The 11,331-nt window shown below is 55.0% G+C and carries 20 protein-coding genes; all 20 read right to left on the reverse strand.

The genetic code is table 11. From position 1 onward, the window contains the following. Positions 1-186: a type Z 30S ribosomal protein S14 gene (locus GXX57_06260; GenBank protein ID HHV44251.1), complete on the reverse strand. Its 186-nt coding sequence runs from the start codon at positions 184-186 to the stop codon at positions 1-3. 11 nt (positions 187-197) lie between these two features. Then, positions 198-737, reverse strand: a complete 540-nt coding sequence (rplE, locus tag GXX57_06265; GenBank protein ID HHV44252.1) for a 50S ribosomal protein L5 — start codon at positions 735-737, stop codon at positions 198-200. 31 nt (positions 738-768) lie between these two features. Next, complete coding sequence (locus tag GXX57_06270) at positions 769-1,098, reverse strand: 50S ribosomal protein L24 (protein HHV44253.1); 330 nt, start codon at positions 1,096-1,098, stop codon at positions 769-771. Positions 1,099-1,120: 22 nt separating this feature from the next. Then, on the reverse strand, positions 1,121-1,489 hold the full coding sequence (gene rplN, locus GXX57_06275; GenBank protein HHV44254.1) for a 50S ribosomal protein L14: 369 nt from the start codon (positions 1,487-1,489) through the stop codon (positions 1,121-1,123). A gap of 30 nt (positions 1,490-1,519) precedes the next feature. Then, a complete protein-coding gene (gene rpsQ, locus GXX57_06280) occupies positions 1,520-1,777 on the reverse strand; it encodes a 30S ribosomal protein S17 (protein HHV44255.1) in 258 nt (85 codons plus the stop codon). Positions 1,778-1,811: 34 nt separating this feature from the next. Further along, positions 1,812-2,012, reverse strand: a complete 201-nt coding sequence (gene rpmC / locus GXX57_06285; protein ID HHV44256.1) for a 50S ribosomal protein L29 — start codon at positions 2,010-2,012, stop codon at positions 1,812-1,814. Continuing rightward, positions 2,002-2,439: a 50S ribosomal protein L16 gene (gene rplP / locus GXX57_06290; protein ID HHV44257.1), complete on the reverse strand. Its 438-nt coding sequence runs from the start codon at positions 2,437-2,439 to the stop codon at positions 2,002-2,004. The genes rpmC and rplP overlap by 11 nt, the downstream gene beginning before the upstream one ends. Before the next feature lie 2 nt (positions 2,440-2,441). Further along, positions 2,442-3,107 carry a 30S ribosomal protein S3 gene (gene rpsC, locus GXX57_06295; GenBank protein ID HHV44258.1) on the reverse strand — a complete coding sequence of 222 codons (666 nt, stop codon included), beginning with the start codon at positions 3,105-3,107 and terminating at the stop codon, positions 2,442-2,444. 4 nt (positions 3,108-3,111) lie between these two features. After that, positions 3,112-3,450 (reverse strand): 50S ribosomal protein L22, encoded by a 339-nt coding sequence (gene rplV, locus GXX57_06300; protein HHV44259.1) that lies wholly within the window; start codon positions 3,448-3,450, stop codon positions 3,112-3,114. Positions 3,451-3,482: 32 nt separating this feature from the next. Next, positions 3,483-3,767, reverse strand: coding sequence for a 30S ribosomal protein S19 (gene rpsS / locus GXX57_06305; GenBank protein ID HHV44260.1), 285 nt, complete (start codon positions 3,765-3,767; stop codon positions 3,483-3,485). A gap of 41 nt (positions 3,768-3,808) precedes the next feature. Then, positions 3,809-4,636 (reverse strand): 50S ribosomal protein L2, encoded by an 828-nt coding sequence (rplB, locus tag GXX57_06310; GenBank protein ID HHV44261.1) that lies wholly within the window; start codon positions 4,634-4,636, stop codon positions 3,809-3,811. 42 nt (positions 4,637-4,678) lie between these two features. Continuing rightward, complete coding sequence (gene rplW / locus GXX57_06315) at positions 4,679-4,963, reverse strand: 50S ribosomal protein L23 (GenBank protein ID HHV44262.1); 285 nt, start codon at positions 4,961-4,963, stop codon at positions 4,679-4,681. Beyond that, positions 4,963-5,589 carry a 50S ribosomal protein L4 gene (gene rplD, locus GXX57_06320; protein HHV44263.1) on the reverse strand — a complete coding sequence of 209 codons (627 nt, stop codon included), beginning with the start codon at positions 5,587-5,589 and terminating at the stop codon, positions 4,963-4,965. Before rplD ends, rplW begins: the two co-directional genes overlap by 1 nt. Positions 5,590-5,610: 21 nt before the next feature. Then, positions 5,611-6,228: a 50S ribosomal protein L3 gene (rplC, locus tag GXX57_06325; GenBank protein ID HHV44264.1), complete on the reverse strand. Its 618-nt coding sequence runs from the start codon at positions 6,226-6,228 to the stop codon at positions 5,611-5,613. A 32-nt stretch (positions 6,229-6,260) separates the two neighbouring features. Continuing rightward, positions 6,261-6,569 carry a 30S ribosomal protein S10 gene (gene rpsJ / locus GXX57_06330; GenBank protein HHV44265.1) on the reverse strand — a complete coding sequence of 103 codons (309 nt, stop codon included), beginning with the start codon at positions 6,567-6,569 and terminating at the stop codon, positions 6,261-6,263. A gap of 137 nt (positions 6,570-6,706) precedes the next feature. After that, positions 6,707-7,903 (reverse strand): elongation factor Tu, encoded by a 1,197-nt coding sequence (gene tuf, locus GXX57_06335; protein HHV44266.1) that lies wholly within the window; start codon positions 7,901-7,903, stop codon positions 6,707-6,709. A 29-nt stretch (positions 7,904-7,932) separates the two neighbouring features. Beyond that, complete coding sequence (gene fusA / locus GXX57_06340; GenBank protein ID HHV44267.1) at positions 7,933-10,005, reverse strand: elongation factor G; 2,073 nt, start codon at positions 10,003-10,005, stop codon at positions 7,933-7,935. A 33-nt stretch (positions 10,006-10,038) separates the two neighbouring features. Further along, the gene (rpsG, locus tag GXX57_06345; protein HHV44268.1) at positions 10,039-10,509 is read right to left on the reverse strand and encodes a 30S ribosomal protein S7; all 471 of its coding nucleotides are present in this window, start codon (positions 10,507-10,509) and stop codon (positions 10,039-10,041) included. An 18-nt stretch (positions 10,510-10,527) separates the two neighbouring features. Beyond that, positions 10,528-10,941: a 30S ribosomal protein S12 gene (rpsL, locus tag GXX57_06350; protein ID HHV44269.1), complete on the reverse strand. Its 414-nt coding sequence runs from the start codon at positions 10,939-10,941 to the stop codon at positions 10,528-10,530. A gap of 1 nt (position 10,942) precedes the next feature. Continuing rightward, positions 10,943-11,197: a 50S ribosomal protein L7ae-like protein gene (locus GXX57_06355; protein ID HHV44270.1), complete on the reverse strand. Its 255-nt coding sequence runs from the start codon at positions 11,195-11,197 to the stop codon at positions 10,943-10,945. Positions 11,198-11,331: the final 134 nt, after the last annotated feature.

Genomic DNA, 11,331 nt, shown 5'->3' on the forward strand with positions numbered 1-11,331 from the left:
CTACCAGCTAGCTTTGACCACGCCTGGTAACTCCCCACGGTGAGCGAGGTTGCGAAAACAAATTCGGCAGAGTTTGAATCGGCGAAGGTATCCCCTAGGCCGGCCGCAAACCTGACACCGGTTGACCCTGCGGGTAGCAAATTTCGCCGGACGCTTGCTCTTTGCAATCATCGACTTCTTGGCCATGACTCTCCTCCTTATTGTCTAAAGGGAAGTCCTAAACTCTTCAGCAACTCGTACGCCTCTTCATCGGTCTTCGCCGAGGTATGGAAGCTGATGTTCATACCCCGCACCTGATCGATGTCGTCATAGCTAATCTCCGGAAAGATGAGTTGCTCCGAAAGCCCTAAGTTATAGTTACCTCGCCCGTCAAATCCCTTTGGCGACAAACCGTTGAAATCCCGGATCCGCGGCAGCGTAGCCCGTACGAGTTTTTCAACAAAGTTGTACATCCGCTGACCACGCAGAGTCACTTTGCAACCGATGGCCATTCCCTTCCGCAGCTTAAAGTTGGAAATGGACTTCCTCGCCCGGGTGATCACTGGTTTTTGCCCCGTGATCATGGACAACTCCTTCACGGCATTATCCAGAATCTTGCTGTCCGCCACAGCTTCACCGACGCCCATGTTGACCGTAACCTTAACCAGTTTAGGTACTTCCATAACCGACTCATACTGAAATCTATCCATCAACGCAGGTACGATTTCGCTTTTGTACCGCTGATACAGCTCTGACATTCGAACACGTCCCCCCTCTCATGCCGGTACGCTAGTCAATCTGTTTCCCGCACTTCTTACATACCCGGACCGGAAAACCATCATCGTTGCGTTCCTTGGCAGTCCGCGTCGGCTGATCACAGTGCGGACAAACCACTTGGACCTTCGATGCATCAAGCTTGCCAGGCTGCTCGATGATCCCCCCCTGGGGTAACTCTTGGGATGGTCTGGTGTGCTTCTTTTGCAACCGCACGCCTTCCACCACAACTTTACCGGTCTTCGGCAATACCTCGAGGACCCGGCCCCGTTTCCCTCTATCTACACCACTAAGCACAATCACGGTGTCATTTTTCTTCACATGAAGCTTCGGTGCCACCGTCATCCCTCCTCCCGGAACGAAATCGTCACAATACCTCCGGTGCCAAGGAAACAATCTTCATAAACTGCTTATCCCGAAGTTCTCTGGCCACAGGACCGAAAATCCGTGTGCCCCTTGGCTCCTTTTGGGGATTGATGACCACTGCAGCGTTATCGTCAAACCTAATATAAGAACCGTCCGGCCGCCGGATGCGCTTCTTCGTGCGAACAATAACCGCCGAAACGACGTCTCCTTTGCGTACCACACCACCTGGGGTAGCCTCTTTTACCGTGGCGATAATGATATCTCCCACACTGGCGTACCGACGCTTTGAACCGCCAAGCACCCGGATACATAGAAGCTTCCTCGCACCGGAGTTATCAGCAACATTCAAGACTGATTCTTGTTGAATCATGGCCTACCCCTCCTTTCCCGCTCTAATCCCTTACTTCGCCTTCTCCAGGATTTTCACAACTCGCCATCTCTTTTCCCGACTCAAAGGCCGCGTCTCCATGATCAGAACCCGATCGCCAACGTTGCACTCGTTGAGCTGATCATGGGCCTTGTACTTCTTACTGCGGCGCATGCGTTTGCCGTAAAGAGGATGCCGAGTGACCCGGTCGACCTGCACAACCACCGTCTTATCCATTTTATCGCTGACCACTATGCCAGTCCGCGTCTTTCGGTTGTTGCGTTCCTGCATGCACACCCCTCCTAGCTACCCCTCGCGGGCCTCGTCATATTCTAATTCCTAGTTCCCGTTCCCGCAAGATTGTTTTGATCCGGGCAATGTCCTTACGCACCTGCCGCACTCGCATCGGGTTATCCAATTGACCAATGGTCAGCTGGAACCGAAGGTTAAAGAGTTCTTCCTTCAACTCGTCCAGTTGGCGGTGCAGTTCCTCGTTGCTCATCTCCCGTAACTCCTTAGCTTTCATCTGCATCACCACCACCTACACCCGCCCTCTTAACAAACTTGCATTTGATGGGCAATTTATGTGCGGCTAGCGTCATGGCTTCCCGCGCCAATTCCTCGGATACACCGGACATCTCAAACATGATCCGTCCCGGCTTTACCACTGCAACCCAATACTCCGGGGCACCTTTACCTTTACCCATACGGGTTTCCGCCGGCTGCGCCGTTACCGGTTTGTCCGGGAAGATCTTAATCCAGACTTTACCGCCCCGCCGAATGTGTCTGGTCAAGGCCACACGCGCGGCTTCGATCTGGGCGTTGGTGATCCAACCGGGTTCCTGGGCTTGCAATCCGTATTCACCTAACGTAAGGGTGTTCCCGCGGTACGCCTTACCTTTCATCCGTCCCCGCTGAACCTTACGATACTTTACCCTCTTGGGAATCAACATGATTATTCTCCCCCTTCAACCGCGGCCTTCCCTGTGGTCTCGGGCAATACCTCTCCCTTGTAGATCCAGACCTTGACCCCAATCTGGCCATAGGTGGTCTGGGCCTCGGCAAAACCGTAGTCAATGTCGGCCCGCAGCGTATGCAGAGGGATCTTTCCTTCGGAACTCCATTCGGTGCGCGCAATCTCGGCACCGCCAAGGCGTCCACTAACACTGACCTTGATTCCCTCGGCTCCCAACCGGAGCGCCCGCTGCTGAGCCTGGCGCATCGCCCTGCGGAAGGACACACGCCGCTCCAACTGATAGGCAATACTCTCTGCCACTAACTGGGCATCGAGCTCAGGATATTTCACTTCGACAATGTTCACCTGTACCCGTTTTCCGGTACGAGCTTCCAACTCGTTCCGTAAGGCATCAACTTCCTGGCCGCCTTTTCCGATGACCATACCGGGCCGGGCGGTGTGAATGGTAATCCGAACTTGGTTAGCCGCCCGCTCGATCTCAATCCGGGAAACGCCAGCGGAATAGAAACGCTTCTTAACGAACCGCCGAATCTTCAGATCCTCGTGCAGCAGCTCGGCGTATTCCCGCTTTCCGGCGTACCAACGGCCATCCCAGTCTCGAATAATGCCTAATCTAAGACCGTGCGGATGCACTTTCTGGCCCACTACGCTACTCCTCCCTTTCCTCTAAAATCACCGTAACATGACTGGTACGTTTGATAATCTTATCCGCGCTTCCTCGGGCCCTAGGCCGCCACCGCTTCCATCGGGGACCTTCATCCACCAAGGCAGCAGCTACGTAGAGGAGATCGGGATCCATATCGTGATTGTTCTCTGCATTCGCAGCAGCTGATTTCAAAACCTTCTCCAGGATTCGCCCACCGCGCTGCGGAGTAAACTGCAAAATTGCCATGGCTTCATCAAGACTCTTCCCGCGAATCTGATTGGCCACCAACCGCAGCTTCCGTGGGGAGATCCGAACGTGGCGCGCTATTGCTCTTGCTTGCACCTGACTACCTCCTTCCCTAATGAAGCAGCACACTACTTCAACGCTGTCGAGCGTTCAGTATGGGAACCGTGCCCACGAAATGTCCGGGTTGGCACAAACTCGCCTAACTTGTGGCCCACCATATCCTCGGTAATATAGATCGGCACGTGTTTCCGTCCGTCATACACAGCAATGGTATGGCCCACCAGTTGCGGGAAGATGGTGGAACGACGAGACCAGGTCTTGATTACCCGTTTCTCACCCTTCTCGTTCAGTTCCTCTACCTTTTTCAACAAATGATCATCAATGAACGGGCCCTTTTTTAGAGATCTGCTCATCTTGTCAAGCCCCCTTCCCAATCGTACCCATTGGTCGCTGCCTACTGGCCGCGCCTGCTGCGCACGATATATTTATCCGATGGCTTCTTCTTCCGCGTCCGATAACCCAGGGTAGGTTTGCCCCAGGGAGTAACCGGTGCCCGGCCAATGGGGGACCGTCCTTCTCCACCACCATGGGGGTGATCCACGGGGTTCATCGCCACACCGCGTACCTTCGGCCGGCGTCCCAGCCAACGTATCCTTCCGGACTTACCCCAGGTAATGTTCTCATGTTCCACGTTGCCCACCTGGCCAATGGTGGCTCGACAGGTCAACAGTACCATTCTAAACTCTCCCGACGGCAAGCGCAAGGTGGCATATTTGCCTTCCTTCGCCATCAGCTGCGCGCTGGCACCAGCAGACCGGGCCAGCTGTCCACCCCGACCCGGATACAACTCCACATTGTGCACCACGGTACCCACGGGGATGTTGGCTAAGGGCAGGCAGTTGCCCACTTTGATGTCAGCATCGGGACCGGAGACTACTTCATCGCCCACTGCAAGACCTAGCGGTGCCAAGATATACCGTTTCTCTCCGTCGGCGTAGTTCAGCAAAGCGATGAATGCGGTTCGATTCGGATCGTACTCAATTGCTGCTACCTTCGCCGGAACACCGTCTTTATTCCGTTTAAAATCAATCAGGCGATAATTGCGCTTATGGCCACCTCCACGGTGCCGCGCCGTAATCCTGCCTTTGTTGTTCCGACCACCAGTCCTATTCAGCGGGACAACGAGGGATTTCTCCGGCTCGGTCTTAGTAATCTGCTCAAAGGTGTAAGCGGTCATATCCCGCCGTCCCGGGGTGATCGGTTTAAAGGACTTGATCGCCATTCCTAACCCTCCTTAACTTCCCGCCAGCAAACCAAAGCCATATTACAGGCTCTCAAACATTTCGATGGTGTTGCCGGGGGCCAACTTCACGATGGCCTTCTTTCTAGCCTTGGTGTAACCTTCGGTCCTACCACGCCGGACCAGTTTGCCCGGTAGGCTAACCGTGCTCACCTTTTCTACCTTTACATCAAACAATGCTTCCACCGCCTGGCGAATCTGTGTCTTGTTCGCCCGGCGATCCACTTCGAAGACGTATTTATTATCTTCCCGGAGCAAGGTACTCTTCTCGGAGATGATCGGTCGAATAATGACATCCCGCAGATCCATCAGCCCAGCACCTCCTCCAACTTTTTCACAGCAGCACTGGTCATGACCACATACTTGGCTACCAACAGCGGATAAACATGCAAATCACTGGCCATTAAGCAACTGGCCTTCGGAATGTTGCGGGTAGCCAAAAGCACATTGCGGTCATATTCCGCCGTTACAAATAAAACCGAACTACCTTCTATCCCCAGTTTCTTCAGAAGTTGCACCGCTTGCTTCGTTTTTGGTTCAGTAATGCCAAAATCGTCCACCACGATCAACTGTTCGGCGGCCACCTTGGCGCTCAACGCGCTCTTCAGAGCAGTGCGCCGCGCCTTCTTCGGTAGCTGATAGCTATAGTCCCTCGGTTTAGGTCCGAAGGTAACACCGCCACCAACCCAAATGGGTGAACGGATACTGCCATGCCGGGCTCGCCCGGTACCCTTCTGCCGCCAAGGTTTCCGGCCGCCACCACTGACCTCTCCTCGGGTCTTGGTGGAAACCGTGCCTTGCCTGCATCGGGCCAGATGGGCCACCACAGCGTCATGCATCAGGCCCGTGTTAATCTCCGTCCCAAAAACTTCCGGACGCAACTCCAATGTCTCTACCTGTTGCCCTTCGGCATTCAATACGGTTACCTGTGGCATCGTCCAACCTCCTCTTCGCCACTAACTTGCTTTGATCAGGACCATAGCACCCCGCACACCGGGCACGGCCCCCTTGACCAACAGCAAGTTCCGTTCTTGATCGACCCTGACGACCTCAAGGTTCTTGACGGTTACCCGCTCATTACCCATTCGTCCGGGAAGTTTGCGTCCTTTGAAAACTCTAGGTATACCGGTGGCACCTAGGGATCCTACCCGCCGGTGGTATTTTGAGCCATGGGCTGAGGGGCCGCGGCCAAATCCGTGACGCTTGATTGCGCCGGCAAAGCCCTTCCCCTTCGACCGACCCACGACGTCAACCAGTTGGCCCGGTTCGAAGATCTCTACGGTCACCGTTGCACCCACTTCGTACTTTTCCAGTTCCTCCGGCTCGACTCTAAATTCCCGCAGGTATTTACAGGCACCCACACCGGCCTTCTTAAAGTGACCAGCAAGGGGCTTGTTTGGTCGCTTTTCCTCTCCAAAACCCAGCTGAACTGCGGTATAGCCGTCCCGTTCCTGGGTCTTCTTCTGTACCACCACACAGGGACCGGCCTCGAGCACCGTCACCGGAATCATCCGACCGTTCTCATCGAAGACCTGGGTCATACCCAGCTTGCGACCCACTAATCCAATCGCCATTACTGCACCTCCTCCTCTTCACACCGACTGACTTACAGCTTGATCTCAATATCGACACCCGCTGGCAGATCCAAACGCATCAGCGCGTCGACTGTCTTCGGTGTTGGATCGAGGATATCGATCAGTCGTTTGTGCGTTCTCATCTCGAACTGTTCTCGGGAATCCTTGTGAATATGGGTGGATCTCAGTACCGTCACCACATGACGCTCCGTGGGCAACGGTACTGGACCCGACACCCCCGCGCCCGTACGACGGGCGGTGTCCACAATCTTCTCCGCTGAGCTATCCAAGACCTTGTGATCAAAGGCCTTCAGACGAATTCTAATCTTCTGCTTAGCCACTGTTCAACTTCCTCCTTGACGCCCGATTATTCTTACCCCTGACGAGGGGTTTACGGACATGCTCTCCGGAAATTACCCGGCGCGCCGGCAACCTCCCGGTTCATCGCTCTTCCTTACATCGTCGGTCAGCTGATTAATTACTTAATAACCTTCGAAACAACACCGGCACCAACAGTGCGGCCACCTTCGCGAATAGCAAAGCGCAGTCCCTCTTCCATCGCGATGGGGGTGATCAGCTTCACATTGATGGTGACCCGGTCACCAGGCATGACCATCTCAACGCCCTCGGGCAGGGTCAGATCCCCGGTCACGTCGGTAGTTCTGAAATAGAACTGGGGCCGGTAGCCGCTGAAGAAGGGAGTGTGCCGTCCGCCTTCTTCCTTGCTCAATACGTAAACCTCACCCTCAAACTCAGTATGGGGGGTGATGGAACCAGGCTTAGCCAAGACTTGACCCCGCTCGATCTCATCCCGGTCAACACCACGCAACAGGACACCCACGTTGTCTCCCGCCTCGGCCTGATCCAAAAGCTTGCGGAACATTTCTACACCAGTGGCAACGGTCTTCCGAGCCTTGTCCATCAGACCAACGATCTCAACCTCGTCACCAACCTTGACGGTACCCCGCTCCACACGACCAGTGGCCACGGTACCCCGTCCGGTGATGCTGAACACGTCTTCCACAGGCATGAGGAAGGGCTTGTCAACTTCCCGGGTTGGGGTGGGGATATACTCGTCCACCTGCTCCATCAGCTCGACGATCTTCCCACACCATTCACACTCGCCGCAGCCGCACTCCAGAGCCTTCAGAGCAGATCCCGCTACAACCGGAACCTCATCCCCAGGGAACTCGTATTCACTCAGAAGATCCCGCACTTCCATCTCCACAAGCTCCATAAGCTCCTCGTCGTCTACCATGTCGGCCTTGTTCAGGAATACCACGATGTTGGGCACGCCAACCTGACGGGCCAAAAGGATGTGCTCCCGGGTCTGGGGCATCGGACCATCAGCCGCGGATACCACAAGGATCGCGCCGTCCATCTGGGCTGCACCGGTAATCATGTTCTTAACGTAGTCAGCGTGACCAGGGCAATCCACGTGAGCATAGTGCCGCTTCTCGGTCTCATACTCCACGTGGGAGGTGTTGATGGTAATACCACGCTGCTTCTCTTCAGGGGCATTGTCGATCTCGTCGAACCGCTTCGCCGCGGCGCCACCCTTCTTCGCCAATACGTTGGTGATCGCTGCAGTCAAAGTGGTCTTGCCATGGTCTACGTGACCGATGGTACCAATATTCACGTGTGGTTTGGTTCTTTCAAATTTTGCCTTAGCCAATTTAGCTGCCTCCTTGATTGAATTCGCTGTTAGGAGTATTTCTCCATGATTGTATCCCTAACGCTGCTGGGTACTTCAGCGTAACTATGGAACTGCATAACATGGGTGGCGCGTCCTTGGGTCAGGGACCTGACGTCGGTGGCATAACCAAACATCTCCCCTAAGGGCACTAGGGCCCGGACCACCTGGGTGTTGCCCCGGTGTTCCATTCCCTCGACTCGACCCCGGCGAGCATTGATATCTCCACAGATATCCCCGACAAACTCCTCTGGTGTAACGATCTCCACTTGCATCACCGGTTCCAGGAGCACAGGCTTAGCCCGACGCAGCGCTTCTTTGAGCGCTACGGACCCGGCAATCTTGAAAGCCAATTCCGAAGAATCCACTTCGTGGTAGGAACCGTCCACCAGGGTCACTTTCACGTCCACCACGGGAAACCCCGCGAGAACACCCGACATGAGTGCTTCCTTGATTCCGGCTTCCACCGCAGGAATGAACTCCTTCGGGATTACACCGCCCACAATCTTGTTCTCGAAGATGAAGTCAGAGCCTCGCTCCAAGGGCTCCACCTCAATGACCACATGGCCATACTGCCCACGTCCACCGGACTGCCGGACAAAGCGTCCCTCGGCCCTGGCCGGCTCGGTGATGGTTTCCCGATAGGCCACCTGAGGCTTACCCACGTTTCCTTCCACCTTGAATTCCCTAACCAAGCGATCAACGATAATCTCTAAATGTAGCTCTCCCATACCGGAAATAATGGTCTGCCCTGTCTCTTCGTCGGTTCGCACTTGGAAAGTGGGATCCTCCTCGGATAACTTGGCAAGGGCGATAGCCAATTTGTCTTGGTCTGCTTTACTCTTCGGCTCGATGGAGCGATTGATCACCGGTTCCGGAAACTCAACGGATTCCAGAACTATGGGATGATCGATATCGCATAGAGTATCACCAGTTTGAGTAAACTTCAATCCCACTGCGGCCACGATGTCTCCCGCGGATACCTCCGTCACATCCTCCCGATGATTAGCATGCATCCTCAGAAGCCGGCTGATCCGCTCGCGTTTACCCTTACTGGAATTCATCACATAACTGCCCGTAGACAGCGTCCCTGAATACACCCTGAAGTACGCCAGTCTGCCGACGTAAGGGTCGTTCATGATCTTGAAGGCTAACGCTGAAAACGGCTCATCGTCCGCAGGCCGCCTCTCCACCGTTTCCTTGGTGTCAGGGGTGATCCCGGTAACCGCTGGTAGATCCACAGGTGATGGTAAGTAGTCCACCACCGCATCCAGCAGGGATTGCACACCCTTGTTCCGGAAGGATGACCCACAGAGCACCGGGACCATCTGGGCGGATAGAGTAGCCTTGCGGATGGCCTGTTTCAGCTGTTCTTCCGTCAGCTCTGCTCCCTCAAGGTAGACAGCCATCAACTCATCGTCCAATTCCGCCAGAGCCTCGATCAGCTGTTCCCGGTACATTTGCGCTGCATCTAGATAATCCGCCGGTATCTCACCCACATGACGTTGCGTACCCAGATCGTCTGCGTAGGTGATAGACACCATGCTGACCAGATCAATAAGACCCTTAAATGTATCCTCGGCACCCACTGGAAGCTGGATCGGCACCGCGTTGGCACCCAGCCGGGTCCGGATCATCTCCACAACCCGTTCGAAATCGGCGCCCACCCGGTCCATCTTATTGATGTAAGCGATCCGAGGAACTCCATAGCGATCCGCTTGACGCCAGACTGTCTCCGATTGGGGCTCAACGCCACCTACCGCGCAAAACACCGCCACCGCGCCGTCGAGCACGCGCAGGGAGCGCTCCACCTCAACGGTAAAGTCCACGTGTCCGGGCGTATCGATAATGTTAATATAATGATCCCGCCACACACAGGTGGTAGCAGCAGAGGTGATGGTGATCCCCCGCTCCTTCTCCTGCACCATCCAGTCCATGGTGGCGGCACCTTCATGCACTTCGCCCAGTCGGTGTAGACGGCCGGTATAGAACAAGATCCGCTCGGTGGTAGTTGTCTTCCCGGCGTCGATATGGGCCATGATTCCAATATTCCTCGTTTTCTCCAGTGGAACTCGCGTAAACAATAACTTTTCCCTCCTCGGGCCCAATGCCCGGAATTACCAGCGATAATGGGCGAAGGCCTTGTTGGCTTCCGCCATACGATGCATTTCTTCCTTCTTCCGCACCGCACCGCCGGTATTGTTTGCGGCGTCGAGAATCTCCGCGGCCAAGCGCTCAATCATGGTCCGCTCGGACCGCTGTCTTGCCTGATCCACAACCCAACGGAAAGCCAGGGAAGCACGGCGCTCGGGCCTTACTTCCATGGGCACCTGGTAGGTGGCTCCTCCCACCCGCCGGGGACGCACTTCCAGGACAGGCTGGATGTTCTTCATGGCAGTCTCCAGCACTTCCAAGGGGTCCTGGTTGGTCCTTTCCCTGATCAGGTCAAGGCTGCCGTAGACGATTCGCTCCGCCAAATTGCGCTTCCCGTCCAACATCACTTTGTTGATGAGACGGGTCACTGTCTTGCTGTTATAAACGGGATCTGCTAGTACATCCCGCTTTGGCAACTTACCTCTTCTCGGCATTCATTAACCCTCCTGCCATTATTCGGGCTTTTTCGCACCGTATTTCGACCGACCTTGGCGCCGGTTGTTCACACCCTCTGCATCTAGTGTTCCCCGGATGACGTGATAGCGCACACCCGGCAGGTCCTTAATTCGGCCACCGCGAATCAAAACCACGGAGTGCTCCTGCAGGTTGTGACCCTCACCGGGGATATAGCTGGTAACTTCGATGCCGTTGGTAAGACGCACACGAGCTACCTTTCGTAGCGCCGAGTTAGGCTTCCTTGGCGTAATGGCAGAAACACGGGTACAAACACCGCGTTTTTGCGGGGCACCTCCGGTCTCTTTATATTCATTCCGAATACTGTTGTAGATATACTGCAGAGCTGGCGCGCCACTCTTCTTCTTGACACTCTTACGCCCTCTACGCACTAACTGATTGATTGTTGGCATCTTATCCCTCCTTTCCGTCGTAAATTGCCGCAGTGGAAGCTCCTACCTCGATCCCGCACAGAGTACCCAGTTCCTTCATGGTCTCCACCATGACAATCTCCACATTCTTCTGTCGGCACAATTCCATGAGCGGTCCTGTCAATCGTTCGTCGGCGTCCTTTGCCACATAAACAACCTCCGCGCGGTTCTCCTTGACAACTTGCGTAGTTTGCTTCAGGCCAACAACCCGCTTTCCCTGTTCCAGGCGGTGTGGCATGCATCCTCACTCCCACATTGAACAAGCGGCCATGGGCCGCTTTTTGTCATGTCATTGCGCCTTCACCTATGCCCCGACACATACTTTGACATTTTAGCACCACCTGCTTAGATGTGTCAAGACTTACTGGAAGC

Source organism: Bacillota bacterium (genome assembly GCA_012839765.1).
Taxonomy (GTDB): domain Bacteria; phylum Bacillota; class Limnochordia; order DUMW01; family DUMW01; genus DUMW01.